The sequence below is a fragment of the Psychromicrobium silvestre genome (genome assembly GCF_013408295.1).
In the GTDB taxonomy this organism is placed as follows: Bacteria; Actinomycetota; Actinomycetes; order Actinomycetales; family Micrococcaceae; genus Renibacterium; species Renibacterium silvestre.
Map to the genome: position 1 here is coordinate 78,518 of NZ_JACBYQ010000002.1, position 26,051 is coordinate 104,568.

At 61.0% G+C, this 26,051-nt stretch carries 23 protein-coding genes and 1 pseudogene; 8 read left to right on the forward strand and 16 right to left on the reverse strand.

Annotated elements, in window-relative coordinates:
• Positions 1-41: 41 nt before the first annotated feature.
• Together pqqA and katG are read left to right on the forward strand one after the other, a co-directional pair.
• The gene (gene pqqA / locus FHU41_RS08400; protein ID WP_179389244.1) at positions 42-143 is read left to right on the forward strand and encodes a pyrroloquinoline quinone precursor peptide PqqA; all 102 of its coding nucleotides are present in this window, start codon (positions 42-44) and stop codon (positions 141-143) included.
• Between the two features lie 199 nt (positions 144-342).
• Positions 343-2,607 (forward strand): catalase/peroxidase HPI, encoded by a 2,265-nt coding sequence (gene katG / locus FHU41_RS08405; RefSeq protein WP_179389247.1) that lies wholly within the window; start codon positions 343-345, stop codon positions 2,605-2,607.
• Between the two features lie 135 nt (positions 2,608-2,742).
• On the opposite strand, the gene FHU41_RS08410 is transcribed toward katG, so the two are convergent.
• The 10 genes and pseudogenes from FHU41_RS08410 to FHU41_RS08455 all read right to left on the reverse strand — a co-directional run bounded on the left by FHU41_RS08410 (position 2,743) and on the right by FHU41_RS08455 (position 13,085).
• Positions 2,743-3,633 carry an ABC transporter permease gene (locus FHU41_RS08410; RefSeq protein ID WP_179389248.1) on the reverse strand — a complete coding sequence of 297 codons (891 nt, stop codon included), beginning with the start codon at positions 3,631-3,633 and terminating at the stop codon, positions 2,743-2,745.
• Positions 3,626-4,261, reverse strand: a pseudogene (locus FHU41_RS08415) (ABC transporter ATP-binding protein); the annotation flags it as partial. The gene FHU41_RS08410 and the pseudogene FHU41_RS08415, both read right to left, overlap by 8 nt.
• 318 nt (positions 4,262-4,579) lie before the next feature.
• The gene (locus FHU41_RS08420) at positions 4,580-5,800 is read right to left on the reverse strand and encodes an ABC transporter substrate-binding protein (protein WP_179389250.1); all 1,221 of its coding nucleotides are present in this window, start codon (positions 5,798-5,800) and stop codon (positions 4,580-4,582) included.
• Positions 5,801-6,075: 275 nt separating this feature from the next.
• Positions 6,076-6,756, reverse strand: coding sequence for a hypothetical protein (locus tag FHU41_RS08425; RefSeq protein ID WP_179389251.1), 681 nt, complete (start codon positions 6,754-6,756; stop codon positions 6,076-6,078).
• A gap of 86 nt (positions 6,757-6,842) precedes the next feature.
• Positions 6,843-8,228, reverse strand: a complete 1,386-nt coding sequence (locus tag FHU41_RS08430) for a sulfate adenylyltransferase subunit 1 (RefSeq protein ID WP_179389252.1) — start codon at positions 8,226-8,228, stop codon at positions 6,843-6,845.
• On the reverse strand, positions 8,228-9,154 hold the full coding sequence (gene cysD / locus FHU41_RS08435; protein ID WP_246279582.1) for a sulfate adenylyltransferase subunit CysD: 927 nt from the start codon (positions 9,152-9,154) through the stop codon (positions 8,228-8,230). The genes FHU41_RS08430 and cysD overlap by 1 nt, the downstream gene beginning before the upstream one ends.
• Complete coding sequence (locus tag FHU41_RS08440; protein WP_179389254.1) at positions 9,151-9,861, reverse strand: phosphoadenylyl-sulfate reductase; 711 nt, start codon at positions 9,859-9,861, stop codon at positions 9,151-9,153. Before FHU41_RS08440 ends, cysD begins: the two co-directional genes overlap by 4 nt.
• Positions 9,858-11,573, reverse strand: a complete 1,716-nt coding sequence (locus FHU41_RS08445; RefSeq protein WP_179389255.1) for a nitrite/sulfite reductase — start codon at positions 11,571-11,573, stop codon at positions 9,858-9,860. Before FHU41_RS08445 ends, FHU41_RS08440 begins: the two co-directional genes overlap by 4 nt.
• 83 nt (positions 11,574-11,656) lie before the next feature.
• Complete coding sequence (locus tag FHU41_RS08450; protein WP_179389256.1) at positions 11,657-12,385, reverse strand: hypothetical protein; 729 nt, start codon at positions 12,383-12,385, stop codon at positions 11,657-11,659.
• On the reverse strand, positions 12,369-13,085 hold the full coding sequence (locus FHU41_RS08455; protein ID WP_179389257.1) for a CbiX/SirB N-terminal domain-containing protein: 717 nt from the start codon (positions 13,083-13,085) through the stop codon (positions 12,369-12,371). Before FHU41_RS08455 ends, FHU41_RS08450 begins: the two co-directional genes overlap by 17 nt.
• A gap of 23 nt (positions 13,086-13,108) precedes the next feature.
• Here FHU41_RS08455 and FHU41_RS08460 point away from each other — a divergent pair, with 23 nt between their 5' ends.
• On the forward strand, positions 13,109-13,726 hold the full coding sequence (locus tag FHU41_RS08460; RefSeq protein ID WP_179389258.1) for a TRIC cation channel family protein: 618 nt from the start codon (positions 13,109-13,111) through the stop codon (positions 13,724-13,726).
• Here the strand turns inward: FHU41_RS08460 and FHU41_RS08465 are convergent.
• A complete protein-coding gene (locus FHU41_RS08465) occupies positions 13,723-15,570 on the reverse strand; it encodes an alpha/beta hydrolase family protein (RefSeq protein ID WP_179389259.1) in 1,848 nt (615 codons plus the stop codon). The two genes, FHU41_RS08460 and FHU41_RS08465, sit on opposite strands and share 4 nt — an antisense overlap.
• Positions 15,571-15,592: 22 nt before the next feature.
• Here FHU41_RS08465 and FHU41_RS08470 point away from each other — a divergent pair, with 22 nt between their 5' ends.
• Complete coding sequence (locus FHU41_RS08470) at positions 15,593-16,003, forward strand: hypothetical protein (protein ID WP_179389260.1); 411 nt, start codon at positions 15,593-15,595, stop codon at positions 16,001-16,003.
• A gap of 38 nt (positions 16,004-16,041) precedes the next feature.
• Here FHU41_RS08470 and FHU41_RS08475 read toward each other — a convergent pair whose 3' ends face one another.
• From FHU41_RS08475 to FHU41_RS08485, 3 genes are read right to left on the reverse strand one after another with little or no spacing between them, the layout of a single operon-like run.
• Positions 16,042-17,160, reverse strand: coding sequence for a polyprenyl synthetase family protein (locus tag FHU41_RS08475; protein ID WP_343046293.1), 1,119 nt, complete (start codon positions 17,158-17,160; stop codon positions 16,042-16,044).
• The gene (locus tag FHU41_RS08480; RefSeq protein ID WP_179389261.1) at positions 17,157-18,446 is read right to left on the reverse strand and encodes a geranylgeranyl reductase family protein; all 1,290 of its coding nucleotides are present in this window, start codon (positions 18,444-18,446) and stop codon (positions 17,157-17,159) included. The genes FHU41_RS08475 and FHU41_RS08480 overlap by 4 nt, the downstream gene beginning before the upstream one ends.
• 13 nt (positions 18,447-18,459) lie before the next feature.
• On the reverse strand, positions 18,460-19,152 hold the full coding sequence (locus FHU41_RS08485) for a demethylmenaquinone methyltransferase (protein ID WP_179389262.1): 693 nt from the start codon (positions 19,150-19,152) through the stop codon (positions 18,460-18,462).
• 31 nt (positions 19,153-19,183) lie between these two features.
• Between FHU41_RS08485 and FHU41_RS08490 the strand changes: the two genes are divergently transcribed.
• The 4 genes from FHU41_RS08490 to FHU41_RS08505 all read left to right on the forward strand — a co-directional run bounded on the left by FHU41_RS08490 (position 19,184) and on the right by FHU41_RS08505 (position 23,312).
• A complete protein-coding gene (locus FHU41_RS08490) occupies positions 19,184-20,506 on the forward strand; it encodes an isochorismate synthase (RefSeq protein ID WP_343046294.1) in 1,323 nt (440 codons plus the stop codon).
• A gap of 141 nt (positions 20,507-20,647) precedes the next feature.
• Positions 20,648-21,577: an ABC transporter substrate-binding protein gene (locus tag FHU41_RS08495; RefSeq protein ID WP_179389263.1), complete on the forward strand. Its 930-nt coding sequence runs from the start codon at positions 20,648-20,650 to the stop codon at positions 21,575-21,577.
• Positions 21,574-22,557, forward strand: a complete 984-nt coding sequence (locus FHU41_RS08500; protein ID WP_179389264.1) for an amino acid ABC transporter permease — start codon at positions 21,574-21,576, stop codon at positions 22,555-22,557. Before FHU41_RS08495 ends, FHU41_RS08500 begins: the two co-directional genes overlap by 4 nt.
• Positions 22,554-23,312 carry an amino acid ABC transporter ATP-binding protein gene (locus FHU41_RS08505; RefSeq protein WP_246279583.1) on the forward strand — a complete coding sequence of 253 codons (759 nt, stop codon included), beginning with the start codon at positions 22,554-22,556 and terminating at the stop codon, positions 23,310-23,312. The genes FHU41_RS08500 and FHU41_RS08505 overlap by 4 nt, the downstream gene beginning before the upstream one ends.
• On the opposite strand, the gene menD is transcribed toward FHU41_RS08505, so the two are convergent.
• The gene (menD, locus tag FHU41_RS08510; protein WP_179390372.1) at positions 23,296-24,954 is read right to left on the reverse strand and encodes a 2-succinyl-5-enolpyruvyl-6-hydroxy-3-cyclohexene-1-carboxylic-acid synthase; all 1,659 of its coding nucleotides are present in this window, start codon (positions 24,952-24,954) and stop codon (positions 23,296-23,298) included. The genes FHU41_RS08505 and menD overlap by 17 nt on opposite strands.
• A gap of 95 nt (positions 24,955-25,049) precedes the next feature.
• Positions 25,050-25,994, reverse strand: a complete 945-nt coding sequence (locus FHU41_RS08515; protein WP_246279637.1) for an o-succinylbenzoate synthase — start codon at positions 25,992-25,994, stop codon at positions 25,050-25,052.
• Positions 25,995-26,051 lie beyond the last annotated feature (57 nt).

Sequence of the window (26,051 nt, forward strand, 5' to 3'; positions counted from 1 at the left end):
CCACACCACCACACACGAGAACTGAAAGGAACCAAGGAAACATGAACACCAAACACACACCGCAGCACTGGGAAGCTCCCACGCTCAAAGAAATCCGTGTCTCTGCCGAGGTCACCGCCTACGTGGCCATCCTCGAAAAGTAACACCAAAAGCAGTACCAACTGGTGGGGTGCCACAACCCAACAACGGCCAGGCACCCCACCAGCACCACCCCGAAAGGACGTCAACAGCAATGTGGATCCGCATCCTAGGATCAGCAGCCGGCGGAAGCTCACCCTTCAGCGGCTCACTGGACGTCCAGTTACACATCGAGTCCCTCTAGGCTCGCTGGAAGGAATAGCCATGGCGGGGAACCCTGACACCTACGTTGATCAGACGTATGACCGGACCGTGAATGCGCGTCGCTCGACCAAGCGAGGAAATCCTCCTGTGGCAGGCGCGAATCCAGACATCAGAGGGCACAATAGGCTTGACCTCAGGAGCCTCGCTCGACCAAGCCGCGCCGCCAACCCGCTTGGTGAAGACTTTGACTATGCCGAACAGTTCCTCTCCCTGGACCTCGAGAGCCTGGCCCGCGATGTGGATAAGGTGCTGACGAGCTCCCAGGACTGGTGGCCCGCCGATTTCGGACACTACGGACCGTTTGTGATGCGGATGACCTGGCACACCGCTGGCACCTATCGCATCGGTGACGGCCGGGGAGGTGCCAGCGCCGGAATGCAGCGCTTTGCGCCATTGAACGGCTGGCCCGATAACCGCAATTTAGACAAGGCACGCCGGCTCCTGTGGCCGGTGAAGCAGAAGTACGGACGCAAGATCTCCTGGGCCGATCTAATGGTCTTCGCAGGCAACCGCGCACTGGAAACGATGGGCTTCACTACCTTTGGTTTCGGCGGCGGCCGGGAAGAAGTCTGGGAAGCCGACGAGACCTATTGGGGCCCTGAAGATCGGTGGCTCGCCGACGAGCGTCACAGCGGCATCCGAGATCTGGATGAACCCCTAGCAGCCAGCGAGATGGGATTGATCTACGTCGATCCGCAGGGGCCCGCCACCGTACCCGATCCAATTGCCTCAGCACGCGAGATCCGCCAGACCTTCCATCGGATGGGCTTGAATGACGAGGAAACGGTCGCGCTGCTTGCCGGTGGGCACACCTTTGGTAAGAGCCACGGAGCTGCCGACCCCGCCACCAGCCTTGGGCCAGAACCCGACATCGCACCGCTCGAGCAACAAGGCTTGGGCTGGGCGAACCATTTCGGAACGGGCAAGGGTCCCGATACCATCACCAGCGGGCTCGAAGGGATCTGGACGCCCACCCCAATTAAGTGGGACAACAGCTTCCTAGAGACACTCTTCGGCTACGAGTGGGAGGTGACGCTCAGCCCTGCCGGGTTATGGCAATGGATCCCGAGCAACGGCGCCGGAGCAGGCACCGTCCCGGACGCCCATGACCCATCCAAGACCCATGTGCCGACCATGCTCACCACCGACCTGGCCTTGCAAGAGGATCCAAGATACGAGCCAATCGCGCGGAGATTCCTAGAGAATCCGGATCAGCTCGCGGAGGCGTTCTCCCGGGCTTGGTTCAAACTCACGCACATAGACATGGGCCCAAGCCATCGGTACCTTGGCGCGCTCGTCCCGTCCGAACACCTTATCTGGCAGGACCCACTGCCAGATATTGACCACCAGCTCGTCGATGCGACCGACATCGCAGCACTCAAAAGCCAACTACTCAAGTCGGGTCTGACCGTACAGCAATTGGTATCCACCGCCTGGGCTTCGGCTTCTACGTTCCGAAACAGCGATAAGCGGGGCGGGGCGAATGGTGCCCGTATTCGTCTCGATCCACAGCGAAACTGGGACGTCAACGAACCCGAAAAACTCGAAATAGTGCTGGGCATGCTTGAGCAGATCCGCACCCAGTTCAATGATTCCCAGAGTGGCGATACCAAGATCTCCCTTGCCGACCTGATTGTTCTTGGCGGCTGCGCTGCGGTCGAAGATGCTGCCTCCAGAGCCGGTTACGACGTCGAAGTTCCCTTCCACCCGGGGCGGACGGATGCAAGCCAAGAATGCACTGACCCCGAATGGTTCGCCGTGCTGGAACCAAAGGCTGACGCATTCCGCAGCTACCTTGGCAAGGACAAGCGACTGCCATCGGAAGTTCTACTTATCGAGAGGGCGGGCCAAATGAAGCTGAGTGCCCCCGAGATGACGGTTTTGCTCGGCGGTATGCGCGTGCTGGGGGCGAACTACGACCAGACCTCCTCGGGCGTGCTCACATCGACACCGGGCGTGCTAAGCAACGATTTCTTCGTCAACTTACTCGATATGGACACAATTTGGGCGGCAAAGCCAGACGGCGACGCCACGGAAGCGATCTACGAGGGCCGGGACAGGAACACCGAGGAACTCAGGTGGATCGCAAGTCGTACCGATCTCATCTTTGCGAATAACTCCGAGTTGCGTGCGCTCTCGGAGGTCTATGCGAGCGAGGATGCCGAGGAGAAGTTCGTGCGCGACTTCGTGGCAACCTGGAACAAAGTGATGAACCTTGACCGGTTCGACCTGCCACGCTCCCCCGGCCAGCTGTCGTCGCGATAGCTCCCTAGCTTCGGGATAGTCCTTTGTCGGGCTAATAGGCTATCCCGAAGTCATTGGGCTATCCCGAACCGGGCCGAACCAGGCCGGGCCGTGAAGTCGCAGTGGAGTCGAGATGAAACCATCCGACCAGCAAACTCAGTTCAGCAACAGGCCCCGGCCGCGCAGCAGCTTACGTTCAATCGGCGCAAAAATTGCCAGCTCCACCACAATGCCAACCAGCAAGATCATCAGGATCGCAGCCATTACCATGCCCATATCGGACAGATCCCGGCCCTGCTGCAGCAAGGTTCCCAGGCCGAAGCCCATGGTGCCGCCAATCGCGATGATCTCCGCCGCCATCAGCGATCGCCAGGAAAAAGCCCAGCCTTGCTTGAGCCCGGAAAGATAGCCCGGCAGCGCAGCGGGCAGGATGATGCGCAGGGAGAGCTCGGTCTTACTCGCCCCGAGCACCGTACCCATCGAACGGAATTGCGGTGGAACCTGGTCTACGCCGGAAATCAGCCCGTTAATGATCGAAGGGATTGCCCCCATCAGCAGCACAAAGTACACAGTGCCATCGGAAAGCCCGAACCAAATGATCGCGGCCGGTACCCAAGCCACGCTCGGTAAGACCTGCAGACCGGAAATCAGCGGGCCGAAAGCGGTGCGTAGCGGACGGACCTGAGCGAACAGCAGGCCGAGCGCCGTACCAATCACAGCGCTCACCACAAAGCCGATCAGTCCCCGCTGCACGGAAGTCCAGACCGCCTGTTGCAGCGTGCCCTGCTCCCAGAGCTGGCCAAAAGTGGCAGCCACGTCGAGCGGACCGGGAACCACGTCCTGACGCTTGCCACCCAGCCAAACATAGAGCTGCCAGATCAGTATCAAAACGACGACGGCGGCCAGGGGTGAGAGCACCCGGGTCAAGGTTCGCTTGAGCTGCTTTTTCCGATCGGCGCCGCTCCTAGCGGTATCGGTTTGAAGTTTATCCAGGCCCTCCAGCTCCGCCTCGGAGGTTTTCTTATCGGGGCTGAGCAGGCTAGACATGGCGGCTAATCTCCTGTCGAAGCGCCGCGGTCATTTCGTTGGCCAAGAGCGCCGCCTGTTCCGGTTGCTTCTGCTCTTCACGAACCTGCCACTCTCGGATCACCCGTCCTGGTCTGGAGGAGAGCAGTAAAACGCGCTGGCCCAATCGGACTGCCTCGCGGACGTTATGGGTGACAAAAATAATGGTCCGGCCGGTGTGCCGCCAGATCCTGGCAAGTTCCTCGTGCAATAGATCGCGAGTGATGGCGTCCAGGGCGGCAAAGGGCTCATCCATCAGCAGCACGTGTTTATCCTGGGCCAGCGAACGAGCCAGCGCAACGCGTTGCCGCATGCCGCCGGAGAGTTCATGAGGGCGCTTCTTGCCAGCTTGCTGCAGATGCACAAGGGCAAGCAGCTCCTCAGCTTTTTCTTTTCGTTCCTCTTTCGGAACTCCACGCAGCTTGAGCGCGAGTTCAATGTTCCCCTGCGCGGTGAGCCAAGGGAACAAGGTGGCATCCTGGAACATAAAAGCAACGCCGTCGGCGGGAATCTCCATCGAACCCGCGGTGGGTTGTTCGAGCCCGGCGATCAAGTTGAGCAAGGTGGACTTTCCGCAGCCGGAGGCGCCGAGCAAGGCGACGAACTCACCCCGTCCGATAGTCAGATCAACGTCTTCGAGTACTGGATTATTCGGATCTCCGAAGTCTTTACCCAGTTTGTCCAGCACCACCACGGGACGGCCATCCCGGGGCTGGGAGCCGGTGCTCGCCGTCGTGACTTCTTGAGCCGTGACCTCATGAACTGGGGCTGTCATGGTTCAACGTTAGGGAGCAGAATAGATGGGCTCAAGCAACAGGACACTCGGGGTCATCTGGGGTCACGGGAGGTAACAGTCCCCGGCAAAGCTGTCCCCACCGAGTTGGGGGAGTCGGTGGGGACAGCTTTGCGTTCGCTCGGAAAACGCAATCTAGCTTTCGCCCAGGCCGTCCGCGCTGATCACCGGCTTGCCTTGTTCCTTGAGAATCTCGTTGAGCAGCCGCAGGTCGAAGATGCCATTGATATCGGATTCCTTGGTCACACCGGCTTTGACTCCGTTGTCGAGCAGGGTCTTATAGGTGCTCGCCAGGGGATCATCGGTCAGCGTGAGATTGTCCAAGGCACGTTTCAGCACGTCATCCGAGAGTCCCTTACCTGCGGCCTGAACAAGTCCAGCATTGACCGCGCTAATGGCCTGGTCTTTGTGCTGGCTCAGCCAGTCCTGGGTTTCCAACTGGGCTTTGAGCAAGGACTTGATGGCATCCGGGTGATCCTTCAGGAAGGTCTTGTTCACAATCAGGATCGTGGTGGGGAATTGGCCGTCCTTCCAGAGGTCCTTCTCATCCACCAGAACCTTTGCCCCGGCTTCGAGGACCAGCCGAGAGGCCCAAGGCTCTGGAAGCCAGGCACCATCTAACTTGCCGTCCTGGAAGAGCTTGAGGGTCTGGGCATTCTCGGTGGGATTGATAGTGACGTCGTTCCCGCCATTGGTGGCTACCTTGAGGCCGTTATCGGCAAGATAGTTGCGCAAAGCGACATCCTGGGTGCCACCAAGTTGCGGGGTGGCCAACACCTTGCCCTTGAGGTCCGCAACCTTATTGATACTTGGCCTGACCACGAGCTGCGCGCCACCGGACGCCGCGCCGGCGACGATACTGATCGACTGGCCCTGGGACTTCACGAAGGAGTTGATCGCCGGGCTCGGGCCGAGGTAGGCCGCGTCAATAGCACCGGCGTTGAGCGCTTCGATAGCAGCCGGGCCAGCATTGAAGATCTGAGTCTTCAGCGCTGTCTTGCCAAGCTCCTTGGCGTAGAAGCCCTGCTGGACGCCGACCACGGGAAGCGCATGAGTCACGTTCCCGAAGTAGCCGAGTCTAAGTTCCTTGAGGTCATCCGCTTGCTGAGAGTTATTGGCGTTATTTGCATTAGCGGCGATGGTCACGGAGGCTGCACCGATGGCGATCACCGCGGCAATGCCGACGGCAACACTGACCTCTAAGGTGCGGGACTTGGTGAAGAAGCCCCTTTTCTTGGGCTTTTGAGACTTTGGCGGCTTCTGGCCTGCGACAATCTTGGTGGTCTTGATTTCTTCGTCGTGTGCTGGTTCCGAGGCCGATTTCCCTGACTTCGGAAGTTCTGAATCTTGAGACATCTTGGGCTCCTTGCTGAGGTACGGGCTGGTCTGTCGGGGGAAAGTAACAGGTGGGGCAGATCAGCACATTCGACATCGTTGCGGCAGCCTTGCTGCGGCAGGAACGAGCACGGATTCGGAAGCCATGGGTCAACCGTAATGAGGTGCCGAATGGTGCTCAAGAGCTTGGAAACAGGGGGTCATTGAGGGTAACCGGGAGTCATAAAGCCGGGTTGAAGGAAGCTCTCCAAAACCCAGCCGGCGATCAGGCTGGACTGGCGAAGTTCCCCCGACGCCTAGGCACTCCTCTCCAGCCGCAGCCCAAGAACCGACTCCCTTAATTCGGACAGCAGAGGTTCATTTTCCGGCCCGGCACTCAAAATGAGTTCCCCTTCACCGCTGTGTAGCGGACCTCCCCAGCGGCTACCGCTCGGTGGGCAGTACCAGCGGTGTTCGAAACTCGGATCCTTCATCGGATGATTCAGCCCCTCAACACCGAGCTGTTCGGCGAATTGCTGAGCCTCCGGGTAACCCAGGCTCAGATACTTCGTTCCCTTCTGAGGCTGCCAAGCGGGGGCCAGCTCCGTGCCGGAAAGCGCTATCAGTTGCCCGTAGTGCGCGCCCATCAGCTCGGCGGCGGAGCTGAGCCCGATGCCCCCACGATGCGAAATATTAATGGTCTGGCTTCCCGGCCTCGTGTGCTCGGCGAGCGTGCGCTGGAAAGCTGTCAGTTCACTAACTTGCTCGTCGAAAGACAACGACAAACCACAATAGATAAAGGCGATAGTGCCACCCGGCTGATCGCTACCGACCAAGAAACGAGCCAGATCGCGCAGTTGCTCTGACGGCACGGAACCCCCGGACACCAGAGTCAGGAAGGTGCCGGTCCACGGCTTCGGAGCCCCTACTAGCTCGACGGAGAAGCGCAGCGGGAGCCGCCGAATGTCGAGTGGATAAGGGCTGTCCAGGCGTTTCATCTGACAAGAGAACCGCAGTTAGCCAGGACCCACAAGAGCGGAATGCCCCAATGTGGATAACTCCCGGTTCGGAGACCAACAAAAACTTAGATTACGTATCTTTCATCTTCCGAATCCCCAGGATGCTCGGCCACCATGCCTGCAGCCAGAGTGTTCCCATCAACCGGATCGATGACCAGAAATGCCCCGGTTCGGCGATGCAAGGCATAGGGTTCCAAGGGCAGCGCGGAGGCTAGTCGCAATTGCACCGCCCCGATGTCATTGAGTTCCAGCGATGAGGCAGGTTCCAGGGAGAAACTATCCAGGTCAAGCTTCCCGCCAATTGCCCGCACCAGGGCTTGCACCGTTCGGGTGCCGTGCTTGACCAGCACCTTTGACCCCTCCCGCAACGGCTTCGGCGAGAGCCAGCATAAGGAGGAATACAGGTCCTGCGAAACCTCGCGAACAGTTCCGGCGGCAGCGATCAGTTCACCCCGAGCCACATCCAGCTCATCTGCTAAGCGGAGCACCACCGATTGCGGAGCCGTGGCCACCGAAAGCGGGACCCCTCCTGGACCGTCAAGGCCAGTGACCGACGTCGAACGCCCGGTAGGCAATACCGTCACCGAGTCTCCTACCGCCACCGAACCGGAAGCGATCTGGCCGGCATAGCCCCGATAATCCCTGAAGTCCTCGCCCGGGAGCCCGGGAGCCAGCCCGCCCTGTGGTCGCAATACCAACTGCACCGGGAAACGGAAGGGTTCGGGCGTTTCGGAGAGCGACTCCAGCTCATCGGTGGATGGCAGCGATTCCAGCACCCCTAGCAATGAGGGTCCGGAGTACCAGGGCGTGCGCTCGGAAAGCTCCACCACATTGTCGCCCTCCAATGCGGAGACCGGAACCACGATCGGCGCAGCCAAGCCTACCGAGGAAGCCACCGTCAACACGTCCTCGGCAATCGAGGAGAACACCTCCTCCGAGAAGGAGACCAAGTCGATTTTATTCACAGCGACAATGACATGCGGAACCCGCAGCAGTTGCAGCACCGAGAGGTGCCTTCTGGTCTGCTCCAACACACCCTTTCGGGCGTCAATCAGTACGACGACGGCATCCGCGGTAGACGCGCCGGTCACCGTGTTCTTGGTGTACTGCACATGACCCGGGCAATCCGCCAGGATGAAGGAACGTCGATCGGTCGCGAAATACCGATACGCCACATCGATTGTGATGCCCTGTTCGCGCTCGGCTCGCAGTCCGTCGGTGAGCAGCGCCAAGTCCACTCCCCCGGCCTCGCCGCCGAAGCCACGCTCGGCGGAGGTCCTGGCTACCGCGTCCAGGGTGTCCGCCAGAATGGCCTTCGAATCATGCAGCAGTCGGCCCACCAAAGTAGATTTGCCGTCGTCCACCGAGCCCGCCGTGGCGAAGCGGAAGAGCGTGCCAGCCTCAGCGCCCTCGGGGGCAGCCGCGGAAAGATCATCCAGAGAAATACTCATTAGAAATATCCGTCTTTCTTCCGGTCTTCCATTGCTGCTTCGGAGATCCGGTCATCTGCCCGGGTGGCACCTCGCTCGGTCAGCGTCGAGGCGGCGACCTCGCGGACCACTTCGGCGACCGTGGCCGCGGAGGACAGCACAGCACCTGTGCAGGACATGTCCCCCACCGTCCGGTAGCGAACGGTCCGCGTAACCACGGGCTCGGTGGCCCGGGGCTCGGAATACGGACCCACGCCCATCCACATTCCATCCCGCTCGAAGACCTCGCGGGGGTGCGCGTAATAGATCGAGGGTAGTTCGATGTTCTCCCGCTCGATGTACCGCCAGATGTCCAGCTCGGTCCAATTGGAGATCGGGAAAGCCCTAACATGCTGCCCCACCGTGTGCCTGCCGTTGTAGAGGTTCCACAGCTCGGGACGCTGATTCCGTGGGTCCCATTGACCGAATTCATCGCGTAGCGACAGAATCCGTTCCTTGGCTCTAGCCTTGTCCTCATCCCGCCGACCGCCACCAAAAACGGCGTCGAAGCGTTCGCTGGCAATCGCTCCAAGTAAGGGAGCGGTCTGCAAGGGATTCCTAGTGCCGTCGGCTCGCTCGGCTAGTTCGCCGCGATCGATGTACTCCTGCACGCTGCCCACCACCAGGCGGAGGCCCAGCCGGGAAACCGTCCGGTCCCGGAAATCCAGCACCTCGGGAAAATTGTGCCCGGTGTCAACGTGCAGCACCGGAAACGGTACCCGTCCCGGCCAGAAGGCCTTTGCGGCCAGATGCAGCATGACGACCGAATCCTTGCCGCCGGAGAACAGCATGGCGGGGCGTTCGAATTCTGCCACCACCTCGCGCAGAATGTGGATGGATTCCGATTCAAGCACATCCAGGCTGCTCAGCCTGCTGGTCTCCAGCAAAGCAGCAGCTTCAGCGCTCATAGGTGAATCCCGCATTCGGTTTTATCGGTACCCGCCCAGCGTCCGGCTCGCGGATCTTCTCCCGGAGCCACCGGCCGAGTGCAGGGTGCGCAGCCAATAGACAGAAAACCACGTGACATCAACGGATTGACCGGAATCAGATTGTTCTCCGCATAGGTCACCAACGCATCCAATGACCAGCCGGCGAGTGGGTTGACCTTGATCAGGCCGTGCGAAGCATCCCAGCTAATCAGCGGGGTGTTGCTACGCGTCGGCGCCTCATCCCGGCGAACTCCGGTGAACCAAACCTCATAACCGCCCAAAACCTTGGCCAGAGGGTCCATTTTGCGTAGCTGGCAGCATTGAGCGGGATTCCGGGCGAAGAGGTCCTTGCCGAAAGCGGCGTCCTGCTCGGCGACGGTCTGAGCTGGCAGCACATCCACAATGTTCACTGGGAAATACTCGGCCACGGTCTTCCGGGTTTCCAACGTTTCGGGAAAGTGATATCCGGTCTCCAGGAAGAGCACGTCCACCCCGGAAAGTTGTTCGGAGACCAGAGCCGGCAGCACCGCGTCGGCCATTGAACAGGCGACGGCGGCCGCGGACACCGAGAAGTTCTCGGCCACCCAGCCAATCACCTCGGCGGCCGGAGCATCCCAGCCGAGTCGTTTTGCCCCCTCGGCGGCCAGGGCTTGGAGTTCCTCTTGTGAACGAAGTGCTGTACTCATTTCAGATCTTCCTCTGCGGATCGATGCGCCCACTCGGCGAAGGTCTCCCCCTCGGAACGCGCAGCCACGAAACGGCGAACCAGTTGCTCGACATAATCCGGCAGGTCTTGAACGGTGACCTTGAGCCCACGAATGGTTCTGCCCAATCCCGCTTCCTCCCGGTTGGACGAAGCCAGCCCACCACCTAGGTGCACCTGGAAGCCCGGGGTGGGATCGCCGTCGGGCGTGGGTAACATCATCCCCTTCAAACCGATATCCGCGGTCTGGATCCGGGCGCAGGAATTCGGGCAGCCATTGATATGCAGCGAGATGGGGTCTTCGAGCTCACCGGCATCCACCAAATCGGCGAGCCGCTTTTCCAGTTCGGCTATTGCGGTGGCCGCGGTGACCTTGGTCTCCACAATGGCCAGCTTGCAGTACTCGATTCCGGTGCAGGCGATGGTGCTGCGTCGGAAGATCGAGGGTTTCGCGGTCAGCCCGAGTGGTTCCAGTCCGGCGAGCAGCGACTCCAACCGGTCCTTCGGGATATCCAGGATGACCAGCTTCTGATGTGGCGTGGTGCGCAGCCTAGAAGACCCGTGCGCCTCGATCAGGGCAGCCAGGTCCAAGAGCTTTTCACCGGAAATCCGTCCGACGGTCGGCGCAACCCCGATATAAAAGCGGCCGTCTTTCTGCTCGTGTACGCCAATGTGATCCCCGGGCGAGGTGGGCTTGGGTGCGGCCGGGCCGTCCGGCAGCGCATATCCCAGGTATTCGGCTTCCAAGACCTCACGGAATTTCACCGGACCCCAGTCGTTCATGAGGAACTTCAAACGAGCCTTGGTTCGCATTCTGCGGTACCCGTAGTCCCGGAAGATGCTGGTTACTCCGAGCCAGACTTCGGCGGCCACCTCGGGGGCCACGAACACTCCCAGCCGCTCGGCCAAGCGGGCGCTGGTGGACAGTCCGCCGCCCACCCAAAGGTCGTAACCGATGCCGAGCGTGGGGTGCACGATCCCCACCAGAGCAAAGTCATTGATTTCGTGCACCACGTCTTGGGAGGGGTGCCCGGTGATCGCGGTCTTGTATTTGCGGGGCAAGTTGGCCAGTTCGGGATCACCGATGAACCGCTCGGCCAACTCATTGATCAAAGGGGTGGGGTCGATAATCTCGTCGGCGGCAATCCCGGCTACCGGGGAACCCAGAATCACTCGCGGTACGTCGCCGCATGCTTCCGTGGTGGAGAGGCCCACGGCCTCCAGCCGCCGCCAGATTTCCGGCACGTCCTCGACTCGAATCCAGTGCAACTGAATGTTCTGCCGATCCGTCAGGTCTGCGGAGTCGCGGGCAAAATCCACCGAGATCTGCCCGATAACCCGGAGCTGCTCCGTGGTCAGCGCTCCCCCGTCGATGCGCACCCGGAGCATGAAGTATTTATCCTCAAGCTCGTGCGGCTCCAGGGTTGCGGTCTTGCCGCCTTCGATTCCTGGTTTCCGCTGGGTATAAAGCCCCCACCAACGGAATCGGCCATGCAGATCCGTGCCGTCAATCGAGTCAAAGCCTTCACGAGAATAGATCTGTTCGATCCGGGCCCGCACATTGAGGCCGCCGTCATCCTGCTTCCAGGTCTCGTTCGGATTCAGTGGCGCAGTGCCATCAACTTTCCACTGCCCGTGCGGCTTAGTGGCCGGGCGGGAAGGCCGGGGAGCCCGATCAGCAGTTGCCTGAGTCATGTATCGAGATTAGGGCCGAGCAGAGAAGCGCCAGGAAAATTTCGAAATGCTAAGTCACTTGCAGCAACACTTCGTCATATCCGCTAAATCTGATCCAAGCGCGTCGCGAAACTGACTTCTTCCAACTGATCTTCTGGATTCAGATCGGGATAGTGCTGACGCAAGGCTGTCAGATACTGGTCCCCTGCTCCCGGGCCATGGGCAGTGTCGGCCTCGGCCATCAGGGTGGCCATCTGAACCGCCCGGATTCCGAGAACCTCTCCGGGGATAGAGCGCGGCGTCTCAGCGAACTCGAAAACCAGAGTCGCTGGGCCCAGCTCCACCGGATCATTCCAACGAACAGTGCTGGTTTTTCTCCCCAAGCGCACATCGTCAAAGTAACGTGCAGAAAAATAAACGACCCTAGGTCTTGAGCTCCGACCCGGCCGACGATAAGTGCCAGGCAAAAGCCGAGAAATCCTTATGCTGGTGGGTCCCTCCTCGCCGGGCCAGGAGGGCATAATCACCGCGATATCTGGGAAATAGTCGATCAGAGTCTGACGGCAGCGGCCGCAGGGAGCCAGAATCCCCCGCCCGTCATGTCCCGCCGCTACGATGCTCACCAATGGAGCTGAGCCCTGGGCTGCTGCGATCCCGAGCACCACCAGCTCCGCGCAGGGGCCCCCGCTGAAATGGTAGACATTGACGCCGGTGTAAATTTCTCCATTGGCGTCCATGGCCGCGGCCGCAACCGTGTGTTCATCGTTCTCTGGCAGTGTCGCGGCCAGGTTCAGAGCGGCCTCCACTAAATTGGCCTCAGCTGGGAACAGCATTCCGGTCCTCCTCGTCCCGTTGATTGGCAACGGCATCGTAGCGATCCAGGGCTATTTGAGCTATCACCGGGGCTGGCAGCAGCGGCGCGCTGACCGCATCCGCCCCGGCCCTTGCCAGCTGATCGTGGAAGAAGCCCGGCGCCAACAAGTATGAGGCAATGGCCACCTTTGCCGACTCGCGGCGCAAGTGTTCGACGGCGGCTGGCGGCTTGGGTTCGGCGCTCGCCCCGAAGGCTGCCAAGACAGGCTGCGAAATCAGGGCGCCGAGCTGTTTCGCAGTTATCTCCACGGCTTTTGCCGCCCCCGGTTTTGAAGACCCGGCCGCAGCTAGCACCACTCCCCACTCCCGATCGAAGCCCGGCAAAGCCCGCAGCCGCTCCGCCAGCACCTCGGCAAGTCGAGGGTCCGGGCCTAAGGGGGCAGCCGCCGTCGTCCTTGCCCTACCAGCAACCGCGCGCGGAATATCGACCTCTACGTGATAACCCACGGAAAGTAGTAGTGGCACGACGACGGCGGGGACTCCCCCGGGCAGCCCAGCCAGCACTTCCTCAAGCGAGGGACGCTGCACATCGACATAGGCTTCCAGCACCCGCAGCCCCGGCCGAAGGGAGGCGATTTGCTCGCGCAGTCGATTGATTTCGGCGCGGCCAAGGGGGTTGTCGGTGCCGTGTGCACAGGCGATCAAAATGGGCTGGTCCACCCTCGGAAGTGTAATCTGCTCCGGTGAGCATCGAAATTCTTCCGGACCTGCTCGGCGTCTTTTTCTTCGCAGTATCCGGTTGCCTGCTAGCGGCTCGGAAGAACTTCGATCTAGTGGGATCGCTGCTGCTCGGCTCCTTGGTCAGCCTCGGCGGCGGGGTGGTCCGCGATCTAGTCATTGGTCAGCTTCCGGCAGCCTTCTCCAATCCGCTCTACCTATTCCCACCACTACTGGCAACACTTCTGGTGTTCTTCCTGTACTCCGGAGTGGAGAAGACCAAAGGTCTGCTGACCGTTTTTGATGCCGCCGGACTGGCCTTATTCTGCATTACTGGCACGGTCAAAGCGCTCGATGCAGGGCTCAACCCGGTGGCCTCGGCGCTGCTCGGAGTGACCACGGCGGTAGGCGGCGGACTGCTCCGTGACGTGGTGGCCAACGAGGTGCCACAGCTGTTCAACCGGCACGATATCTATGCCATGCCAGCTTTCTTGGGTTCGGCTCTCGCGGCGGTGTGCTATCTCACCGGCATCCTGAACCTCAGCACCGGTCTAGCCATCGCCGTCGTAGTCTTCGCTTTCCGGCTATTAGCCTGGCGTTTCCGCTGGCATGCTCCCCTGGCAGTCTGGCGACGGAAGGCCTAGGAGAGAACGGCATCTAAGGTGCGGCGAAGGAACTCTACCGCGCGTGGGTAGGCATCCAGTTGATTTTTCCGGCGGCTCAGCCCGTGGCCTTCATCGGAATAGACCAACATTTCGCATTCGCTGCCGTTTGCCCGGACGGCCGCTGCCACCTGCTCGGCCTCACTGAGCGGCACCCGCGGATCGTTGGCACCGTGAATGACCATGAGCGGCTTGGCCAGCTTCTGGATTCTGGGCAACGGAGAGGCATCCTGCAAAACCTGCCGATGCTGTTCCACGGAACCATATTCACGTTCCCGATAAGCCCGGCGGTAGGGCGAGGTGTTCTCCATAAAGGTCACCAGTGAACTCATCCCGACGATATCCACTCCGGCGGCCCAATATTCGGGATGGAAGGTCATTCCGGCCAGCACCATATAACCGCCATAGCTGCCGCCGTAGAGGGCCACCCGCCCGGCGTTGATACCACTTCCCACCAGCCAACGGTGGATGTCCACCAGATCTTCCACCGAGTCCAGCCGAAGCTCCACATCATCCATTGACATCCAACGGCGTCCATAGCCACTCGAGCCGCGGACATTGGGTACCACTACGGTGTGACCGGACAACATCAAGGCAGCATTCCGCGGCGACCACTGGTAGAGGCTGGCAGCCTCCGGCCCGCCGTGGATATTTAGCACCGCGCTGGCATCCCCACGGGTGACAAAAGCAGGGATCTGCTCTCCGTCCCGGGTGGGAATCCGCACCAGCTCGGTACTAGGCAGCTTCTTAGCAATCTCTCGGCCCTCGGCGAAGGTCCTTTGAGTCAAGGAAATCGGTCCTTCGCCGAGATGCTCGGCTAAGGCCGCGCTAAAAACTTCATCGGGAAAAGTTGGTGAGGAGAACGTCACCGCCAGTTGCTGCCCGTTCGCACTGATTTCAGCGACCGCATAACCCGCTTCGGGAAGGCTGACCGGTACCTCAGGTCCCAGTTCAGGCAGATTATCCCCGGTGTGGAGGTCGCTCAGGCTCAGCGTGCTCTGACCGTCCTTGAGCCGCTGGATCAAGGCGCGATTGCCAGCTTCATTGAGCCTGATTGTCACATTGACCTCCGGCTCGGCTAGGAAGGAATGCCAGCGGCTATCGGCGATCCGGTAGAAACTCACCGAGCGGAAATCGGTATCGGCATCCTGGCTGCTGAAGAATCCGGAGGAATCCGCCAGCCAGCTCACTTCCCCGTACTGCCCCGGAATGTCTTCGGCTGTGATGACCTGCCACTGTTTGGCCACCACGTCGAGCAATCGGAGAGTGTTGGAGGCCGGTTGCAGGCTCATCGCATTGGAAACCAGGTAACGGCCGTCTGGAGAGGCCGAAACCTGAGCGAAGTTTCCGCCACCCGCCCAGAGAATCTCTTCCTCGCCGTCGAAGTGCCTACGCCTGATCAGGTCAAAATCGACCTCGTTGCGCCGATTTGTTGAATACACCAGGCTCTCCGCATCGAGTGCCATCAACTGATAGATGTGTTCGGGATCATCGATCAATGCCGGAAGACTGCTCACCGGCAACACGGCAGACTCCGGATCCAGCAAGTAAAGCTGATGACGTTCGTTGCCATCGGTGTCCGAGGAGATCAACAGTTTTCGGCTTCCCGGCAGGTACCGCCCGGTGGCGGTGGAACTGAAATCGGTGAGCTGAACCCGCGCCCCGTCGGGGCGAACCTCCCAGAGCTGACTGGTGCCGCCGATATTGGTATTCGTCAGCAGCGTCCCATCATCTGCCACATCCACCGCCAGCGAAACCGGAAGGTTAAGCAGCTTTTTGACGTCGTCGAGGACCGGGTGTGAGCTGGGATACATTTCAGGGGTCATAAAAACATCCTAGGATGTTCAGGTGAGCGAAATCTTTCTACAGAAGTTCCGCGACCTGATTCCTTCCCATCTCTCCGAGCAATGGCAGCAGGAAGACGGGTTCCCCGAGGCCGAGCTCAGCCATGAGCTGGCGACAGAAGTGCCACAAGCGCTGCGGGAATTCTATTTGGCGCTGGGTAATTCCGAGCTGATGGAAGCCTATTACTACTTCTGGGATCCAGATGAGCTGGAGATCGAGGACGGTTATCTGCTCTTCCTTGAGGACGAAGAAGAGCTCTACACCTGGGGTATCCGTGCCGAACAAGTTGATGTTCCGGACCCTCTGGTCTGGCGACGCAGCAACGCCAAGGGCAATTGGGTTTGCGAAGAAGGCACTTTCAGCGAATTCGTGCTCGACTACTTTGACTGGGTTTTCAGCGACGAGGAAGACTGATCCGGTCTCCCTGCGTTCCCGTTCCAGAGGAAAGACCGTTAGACCTCGCGGTGCGCCACGGCGTGCGCGAAGCTGGTCAGAGCGGACTTGACCACACCTTCCGGAAGCGGAGCCAATGCGGCAATCGCATCATCCGCCCACTGCCGAGCCACTACCCAGGAATCCTGCGTGACCGAATGCTCACGCAAAGCCTTGACGGCAACAGCCAAAGCCTCGTCAGAGGATAGATCCCCCTCAACCAGCGCCAACACCTCGGCGGCAGAAGGATCCGTGACCGCCGCCTTGCGCAGCAGCAACACCGGTAACGTCGATACTCCCTCACGGAGATCAGTGCCGGGTGACTTGCCGGAGACCTGCTTTGCCCCGGTCACATCAATCACGTCGTCGGCTAGCTGGAAGGCCACCCCGACCTTTTCGCCGTACTCGACCAAAACGTTCTGGAATTCTTCCGACACATTGGCGAAGATCGCACCCAGCTGGCCCGAGGCCGCCACTAGGGAGCCGGTCTTATCGGAAACCACCGAGAGGTAGTGATCCACCGGATCTTCGTCCTCGCGTGGGCCTACCGTCTCATGCAATTGCCCTAGGCACAGCCGCTCAAAGGTTCGAGCTTGAATGCCCAGCGCCTTGGGCCCCAGTTCCGAGACCAGGATGGATGCTCGGGCGAAAATCAGGTCCCCGGTCAGGATGGCTACCGAGTTGCCCCACACCTCGTGGGCGGTGGGCGCACCACGACGGAAGGGAGCGGAGTCCATTACGTCATCGTGGTACAGCGTCGCCAAATGGGTCAGTTCGACGACGACGGCGGCCCTGATCACCTCGGCCCGGCCCGGATCGCCCAGGTGCGAAGCCAGCAATACCAGCAGCGGACGGATCCGTTTGCCGCCGGCCTCAATCAGGTGCCTCGAGGTTGCATCGGCCAAAGGATCGGAATTGGCAATCGCCTCCCGAAGCTGCTTCTCCACTTTGGCAAGTGAAGTGTAAATAGCCGGCCCAAGGTCTGGGTCCTCGGCAATTTCGGCAAAGGCCGCCGGCAGCTTAATGCCCAGGGCAAGGGCACTCGTCGGCGGATCGAGCTCGACGGAATCATGGACGCCATGGCCGGCGTGGGTCCAGGCGGGACTGCCCGAATCGCCCGGAATTACAGGATTGCTCACGACTTAAGCCTAACCTGCGTATTGCTGGTCTCAGGAACGAGCTGTTCGAGCAGATGTGCCGCTCTATCGCTGAGGTCCCGGCCCGGTGTTCCGGGCGCATCAGTAAGGTTCGCCATCAGCCGGACAACGAAGTGCATGAGCGGAGGCACCGGCATCCCAGTACGCAGCGCCAACTGCATAATCGAGGGCTTGCCAATCAACCCGGCGAACACCCGGCCCAGGGTGAAATGCCTACCCCAAAGGGTTCGAATATGGTCCGCATAGCCATGCAGCGCATAATCGGACGCGAGCCGCGAATTCGTCAGCGCAGCCCTTTCTAAAAATTCCGCAGCATAACGACCGGATTCCATCGCATAGGAAATGCCCTCGCCGTTGAAGGGGCTCACCATTCCCCCGGCATCGCCGAGCAGCAGTAGCCCAGGACTGTAATGAGGGGTTCGGTTGAAACCCATCGGCAGCGCAGCGCCACGAATCTCGCCAACTTGGTTCTCCTGTGAGAACCCCCATTCGGCGGGCATCGCGGCGGTCCAATCTCTCAGCACTCGGCGATAATCCAGTTTGCCGAACTCTCGTGAGGAGTTCAGGATGCCCAAGCCCACATTGCAGGTGCCATCGCCCACTCCGAAAACCCAACCGTAACCAGGAAGTGGCCCGGAAGGACCGGCCAGCTCCAACCAGCCCTCCATCCAATCCTCTTCATGCCGAGGGGAGGTGAAATAGGTACGCACCGCTACCCCCAAGGGCCGGTCATCCCTTTTGGCTAGTCCCAGCGAAAGCGCAGTGCGGCTCGAGTTCCCATCGGCGGCCAGCACCACGTCGGCCGGGATATCCAAGACCTGCCCGGTTTTCTTGCCTACCTCATCCAAAACCGCAGCGGTCACACCAACCACCCGGCCGTCGTCGTCGGTCCGTACCGAGCTGACGTTGTGCCCCTCCAGGATCCAGGCACCGGCTCGGCGAGCGTGGTTTGCTAGTTCCTCGTCGAAACCGAAGCGGGTGCGGATCAATCCATAATCCGGAAAATCGCTCAACTCCGGCCAGGCCACCTCAACCTGACGGCCCTGGGCAATCAGGCGCAGACCGCGATTACGTCGCCAACCCTCCGAATCGTGTGGCAGGCCGAGCAACTGGATCTCCCGCACGGCACGCGGGGTCAGCCCATCCCCGCAGACTTTCTCCCGCGGGAAGTGGGTTTTCTCCAGGACAGTGACCTCGAACCCTGCCGAGGCCAGGTAATAGGCAGCGGTTGAACCTGCTGGCCCCGCACCAACGATGACGATCTTCATAATTAAGCTCTAACTAAGCTTTATACGCCCGGTGCAGAGCAACCAGTCCGCCGTTGAGGTTGCGATAGTTGACCTTGGTCCAGCCCGCCTCGGCGATCCACTGAGCCAAATGGTCCTGATCGGGCCACTCTCGGATGGACTCGGCCAAGTAGTCATAAGCGGTGGGGTTTGAGGAGGACCGCTTGGCGATAGCGGGCAAAGCCCGCATCAAGTATTCGGTATAGACCGTTCGGAATGGTCCGAAGGTGGGATGCGAGAATTCGGCAATCACCAGCTTGCCGCCCGGCTTAGTCACCCGTAGCATCTCCGCGATCGCTTTTTTCGGCTCGTTCACATTGCGCAGACCGAAGGAGATGGTGGTGGCATCGAAGCTATTATCAGCAAAGGGTAGCGCGGTGGCGTCACCGGCCACGAAGTTAATATCCGGACGGCGGCGCTTGCCTACCTTGAGCATGCCGAGCGAGAAATCGAGGGCCACCACGTCGATTCCGGCGTCGGCGTAGGGCTCGCTGGAGGTTCCGGTTCCGGCCGCGACATCTAGCACCCGCTGACCCGGCACCGCCCCGACGGCTTCCACCACGATCTTTCGCCAGCGACGGGTTTGCCCCATCGACAACAGGTCGTTGGTCAGATCGTATTTGGGGGCGACGTCGTCGAACATAGCGGCGACTTCGTCCGGGCGTTTCTCCAGAGATGCACGGTTCACCCCTCTATTCTCGCAAATTCTCGCTTCGACCGTGACCACCCAGCCTGCCGACCGTCCGAAAGCAGCCCCGACGGCGAGTACGCTTGGATTCGTGCTGCGCAGTTTGACCGCCCCCTTAGCGGATGCCCCCTCCCTGACCGAGGCGCTTCGTGAGGATTCTCACTGCTGGGTTCGTCGGAACGAAGGGCTGATCGGCTTCGGCCGAATCGCCGAATTCACCGGCAATGGACCGGAGCGGTTCGCCGAAGCGCAGCAGTGGTGGGGCGAGCAAGTAACCCAAGCCCGGATTGAGGACCAGCTCCGAGTGCACGGCAGCGGCCTAGTGGCTTTCGGCAGTTTCACCTTCTCCAAATTCTCCAAGCAGGACTCCCAGCTGTTCGTGCCCAGGCTGCTGCTCGGGGTTCGGGATGGCACCAGCTGGCTGACCATAAACAGCGTAGACGACGACGTCTCCGCGGAAACTGCCCGAGCCGAGTTGGCCAGCTACTTGAGTGCGCCGGCACCAACGGTCCCGGACCCGGATTTCAGCCTCAGCACCGGGGCGCTCAGCGAAGCCGAGTGGATGTCCGTGGTGGCAGCCGGAGTGGCAGCCATTAGCGATCGCTCCTTGGAGAAGTTGGTACTGGCACGCGATATCGTGGCGCGCAGCTCGCAGCCAATCAGTCGATCGGCGGTGCTCCGCGCCCTGATCGAACGCTATCGGGAGTGCTGGAGCTACGGTGTCGGAAACTTCATCGGGGCCACCCCGGAGATGCTCATAGACATCGAGGCCGGAGTTGCCCGTGCCAGGGTCCTAGCAGGAACCGTGGATCGAGCCGGAGCCCCTGAAGATCCCGGTTACGCCGATCGGATGCTGATGGACTCGGAAAAACAACGCCAAGAGCATGAGTTCGCGGTCAAATCCCTGGTCCGGGAGCTGGCACCTTTCGCCACCGACCTGTCGGTGCCGATCAAACCGTTTGTGCTGGAGCTGCCCAATGTCTGGCATCTGGCCTCAGACGTGAGCGCAGAATTGGCCCGTAACGGGGAGCATCTCCCCGGCACCCTGGCGCTACTGGAAGCACTGCACCCCACCGCTGCGGTCTGCGGAACACCGCGAGCCGAAGCCGGGGCGTTGATCCGCGAATTGGAACACCTGGACCGCGGCCCCTATGCCGGGCCGGTCGGCTGGTTGGACGCCGCCGGGAACGGTGAATGGGGCATCGGGCTACGCGGTGCCGTGCTGGAGGATTCTCATACCGCGCGCCTCTACGCTGGCTGTGGGATCGTCCAAGCTTCCGATCCTCAGGCCGAACTCGCGGAGACCTGGGCGAAGTTCCGGCCGATGTTGCAAGCGCTCGGGGCGGAAGCATAGCAACTCAAGAAATATGTTGACTTGAAGGCTACAAATGTTTACAAAGTGTGACCTGCGTTACTAAGGTATAGTTCTGGCCTGCACCCAGTGTGCGGAGTCGGGGCTCGCACGACGCACCTTCAGTTGAACAAAGGTAACTTAATGAAAATCACATCTAAGGCGCTCGCGAAATCGCTCGCCATCCTCGCGGTTGGCGCCGTAGCGCTGACCGGCTGTACCAATGCATCTCAGCAGCAACCCTCTTCTAGCTCAAGTGGTGCTGCCAGCTTCGATCCGACAACCGTTGCCAAAGACGACACGCTTGCGGCTCAAGTTTCTGACACCATCAAGACCCGCGGCACCTTACTCATCGGCGCGGACACCTCCTATGCACCGGCCGAGTTCCTCGGTGGAAACGACGGCCGCACCCCGTTGGGTTACGACGTTGACCTGAGCAAGGCCATCGCCGCAACGCTGGGCTTGAAGGTCGAGGTGCAAACCGCAGACTTCAACGGCATCCTGCCCGCTCTTGGCAGCAAGTACGATCTCGGCATCTCCTCCTTCACGATCAATAGTGAGCGCCTCAAAGCCGTAAACATGGTCAGCTACTTCAACGCCGGTGTGCAGTGGGCAGTGCAGAAGGGCAATCCAAAGAACTTCAGCCTGGATGATGTCTGCGGTAAGAACATTGGTGTCCAGACCGGCACGGTCGAGGAAGAGGACGTCACCGCTCGCTCCAAGAAGTGCACCGATGCGGGTAAAGCCGCTATAAATATCGTCAGCCTGGCCAAACAGGCCGAGGTCACCACTCGTTTGACCGGCGGTGCAATCGACGCCATGAGCGCTGATTCGCCGGTGACTCGCTACGCCATTTCGCAGACCGGTGACAAGCTGGAATTGCTCGGCTCGGAAACCGATGCCGCACAGCAGGGCATTGCGGTGGCCAAGACGGACACAGCCTTGGCCGATCTGGTCGCCAAGGTGGTTAATAAGCTGATGGCTGATGGCACTTACAAGAAGATCTTGGACGCCTGGAGCAATAGCGCGGGTGCCATTGACAAGGCCGTGGTCAATCCCGCGGCAGCAAGTTGAGTACCCCCGCCCCTAGTCCGGCTGTAGCTCCTACCGAGGAGTCACAGCCGGAGTGGATCCGAGCCCGCGGCGTTCCCCACCCGGGCCGCTGGGTGGCTGTCGTTGTCATCGTCTTATTGGCGGTCGCCGCTATCTATAGCGCAGCCACTAATCAGAACTTCCACTGGGATCTGGTAACCACCTATTTCCTGGATGTCTTGGTGGTTCAGGGAGTCGGCTGGACTTTGCTGCTCACCGTGCTCGCCATGGTGTTGGCTATTGTTCTCGCGCTCCTTTTGGCGATCATGCGGCAATCCGATAACTGGATTTTCCGTTGGGTGAGCTGGGCCTGGGTCTGGTTCTTCCGGGGCACCCCGGTTTACACCCAGTTGCTTTTCTGGGGCTCAATCGGTGTGCTGTACCCGAAGATCGCCATGGGGGTACCTTTCGGACCGGAGCTGTTCAGCTTCAACTACGAGGACTTCTCCCACGGCTTCTGGCCGGCCGTGATTGGTCTGGGCCTGAACGAATCCGCTTATCTTGCGGAAATCTTCCGGGCCGGGCTGAAGTCGGTGGACAACGGGCAGATGGAAGCAGCCGAAGCGCTGGGTATGCGCAAGAGCAAGATCATGCTGCGAATCATCTTGCCGCAGGCCATGCGGGTGATCGTGCCGCCGACCGGCAATGAAACTATCGGCATGCTCAAGACCACCTCGCTCGTGCTCGCTGTGCCGTTCACCTACGATCTAACCTTCGTCACGAACGCCATTGCGAATCGGATCTACTTCCCGATCCCGCTGCTCGTGGTGGCGGCGCTGTGGTACCTGATCATCACCAGCGTCCTGATGGTGGGCCAGTTCTACATTGAGCGATACTTCGGCAAGGGCGTAGATAACCTAGTACCCGCACCCGTAATGGCCACCAAGGCGACGGCGGCTGCGCACGCAAACGCTGACACCACCGGGGACCTCCCCGACGGCGAAGAGGGGAAGCAAGCATGAGCCTGGTACGCATTGAAGGAGTTCATAAGACCTTCGGCCAGCACCATGTGCTGCGGGGTATTGATATGACCATCGAGCAGGGTGAAGTTTCGGTCATCATCGGGCCCTCCGGCTCGGGTAAATCGACGCTGCTGCGCTGTGTGAACAAGATGGAATCGATCAGCGCAGGCCGGGTCTACGTCAAGGACGAGCTGATCGGTTACCGGGAAGTCAACGGCCAACTCCATGACCTGAATCCTGCGGAGATCGCCGGGCAACGCCGTGAAATCGGTATGGTCTTCCAGCGGTTCAACCTGTTCCCGCACAAAACTGCCTTGCAGAACGTGATGGAAGCCCCGATTCAGGTAAAGGGAACGCCCAAGGCTAAGGCTCGAGCCAAGGCCCTGGAACTGTTGGAGCAAGTGGGATTGGCGGACCGCTCAGGCCACTATCCAGCACAGCTCTCCGGCGGTCAGCAGCAACGGGTGGCTATTGCCCGTGCCCTGGCCATGGAACCCGAATTGATGCTCTTCGACGAGCCGACTTCGGCGCTCGACCCGGAACTGGTCGGTGATGTGCTCCAGGTGATGAAGGATCTGGCTAAATCCGGTATGACCATGATGGTGGTGACCCATGAAATCGGCTTTGCCCGAGAGGTGGGTGACACCCTGAGCTTCATGGACGGCGGAGTGGTGGTGGAATCCGGTGATCCTCGCGAGTTGATTGCCAATCCTCAGCATCACCGGACCAAGGAGTTCCTCAGCAGAGTTCTCTAACAGCCTCGGCAATCGCGGTTTTTACCCGATCATGCAGGCCCCGCAAAGCGGATCGTTCGGTACGGATTTCCAGCACCGAGCGGCCGCGGACCGGGGCCTGTAGCGCGTCCGTGAGTTCCGCCGTCGTACCAATTCTCTGGTATGCCAGCCCATACGCTGCGGCGAGCTGGCTCAGCTCAACGTCTTGGGCAGTTCCGAAGAAGCGTTCGACGGCGGCGGCATAGGCGGGCTGTGCAGCCAGAGTTCCGTGCTCCAAGAGGCCGAAAATTCCGCCTCCGGCATCGTTGAGCACCACGATCTGCAGGTCCGAGACCCGTTCACCGCGAGGCAAGAGCAAGCCTCCCGCATCGTGGAGCAGGGTCAGGTCCCCTAACAAGAGCCGGGTTGGCCTGCCAGAAGCCAGGGCGATCCCCTGCGCCGTTGAGACTGTGCCATCGATTCCGGCCAGACCGCGATTGGCAAAGATCCGCGCTGAGGTCGGCCGTGGGCGGGCGGCCAGATCGACATCCCGGATCGGGTTCGAGGAGCCGATCATCAGTTGAACCTCGGAAAGCCGCCAAAGTTCTCTCGCCAGGCGCAGCCCACTCAGTTCCGTGCCAAGCGCGCTTTCCAGCGCAGTCTCGGCCAGCTCAGCGGCTCGCTGCCAGGACTCCAGCCAGCCCACCGGTCCACGGCCCGCAAATTTGCTAAGCTCTGGCCCGTCCCGGATCAGGGTTTCGGTGCGCCGATCTGCCTCAAACCAGGCCACCGGGCGAGGCAAAAAGAGCGCTCGGGGCAGCTCGACCCGACTCATCAGGGCGCTGACCGGCCGGGAAAGGGTGGGCCGGCCAAACACCACTACCCGCTCGATCTGCCCCGCAAAATGTTCCAGCAGCAGCCGGTAGGGACCGATGGCGTTCGGCCCGAAACGGGCATTGGAAGAGGGCTCGGCCAGCAACGGTAGTCGATGTAAGCGGGCAAAGCGCTCCGCCTCCACGCCGGCGTCGTGACCTGCCAGAACCACGGTTCTGCTGAGAAAATCTGTTGCCCCCGGATAAAAGACCGGTGCCTGCGGTTCGGCAAACTCCGGAGTACCGACAAACTCGGGGACACCGGCGCTCAGCGTATTCGGCTGATATTCGCTGCCATCCAGCTGCGGAGTGAGCGGCTCGCGGAAAGCCAGGTTCAATTGCACCGGGCCCCGAGGAACCCCGTCGAGGAGCCCGCGGGCCGCGTCGAGGCCGGTCTGCACCGCAGTCTGCGGGTCGGTATCCGCGGGAATGTCCGCAGCAAAACGAACGTGTGGGCCGAAAAGGTCGACCTGATCGGTGGTCTGGTTCGCCCCGGTGCCACGTAATTCCTCGGGTCGATCCGCGGAGAGCACCAGTAGAGGCACCCCGGCATGGTTGGCCTCCATCACCGCCGGAAGCAGATTGCCCACCGCCGTCCCCGAGGTGGTGAGTACCGCCGTCGGCAGACCGGAGCTGAGCGCTAGGCCGAGTGCCGTGAAACCAGCGGCCCGTTCATCGATCCGGACCAAGATTTCCAACTCTGCTTCGGCCAGCGCATAGGCCAAGGGCGCACTGCGCGAGCCCGGGGCCAACACCACTTGCCGCACTCCCCCGGCGCGCAGGGTACTGATCACTCGCCGCGCCACGTCCATTGATGACCATGAAGATCCCAGCAAGCTCACCCCCTCAGTCTAAGCTCCACTCCTCAACGCGCGAGTGCACACTTAACGCCCATGTTGCGGGTCGATTATGGGCGCGAAGTGTGCACTCGCGCGAGGGCGTGTACGCGGCGGAGTCGGTTGAGCCACCACTCGCGGCGTTCAGGGGATGCTTGGTACCTCCTGAGCAGCTCAGGGTCCGGAACTGCTTCGCGCAGTGCGATGCTGCCTCCCCGCGCCACCAGAGGGTCCACACAGATATCCTCTGTCAGCAGCGAAACCGTGCCCAGCCCGCAGGCGAAGGGAAGCTCGGGAAGCGCTCCGGCTAGAGCCAGCCCCGCACGAATCCCCACCGAAGTATCCAGGGCAGAGCTAACGACGGCGGGTAGCCCGGCCTGGGCAACCAGGTCCAGCACCGCACGCACTCCGCCCAGCGGCGCAACCTTGACCACAATCAGGTCTGCAGCCCCGGCTCGGGCCACGGCGAGCGGATCGCTCTCCTTCCGGACGCTCTCATCGGCGGCGATCCGGAGCGGAATCCGCTCGGCGGCTAGAGCCTCCCGCAGCCGGGCCAGCCCGTCGATTCCGGCTACCGGCTGCTCAGCATACTCCAGCCCAAATTCGGCCAGTTTCCGGAACGCAACGAGGGCTTCTTGATGGTTCCAAGCGGCATTGGCATCGATTCGCAGTGCTGCCTGAGGGGCGGCCCGCCGGACCGCAGCGACCCGCGCCAGGTCATCGGCCAGGCTCTGCCCGGGTTCCGCCACCTTGATTTTCACCGCGGAAACCTCACCGAAGGCGGCCAACACCTCGGGCACCCGCGAGGCGGGCACTGCCGGCATAGTCGCATTCACCGGAATCTCGGTCCGAATCGGGGCGGGGAACCCCTGCCAGCCAGCTTCCAGGGCGGCTCGCAACCAGCGCGCCGCCTCGACGTCGTCGTATTCCGGAAAGGGACCGAACTCCGCCCAGCCCACCGGGCCGCGCAGTAAGAGGGTCTCCCGGACGGTGATGCCGCGGAACCGGACCCGCATCGGCAACGCGACTACTTCTGCCGAGGCGAGGATCTCCTCAAGGCCTGGTATCTCTTG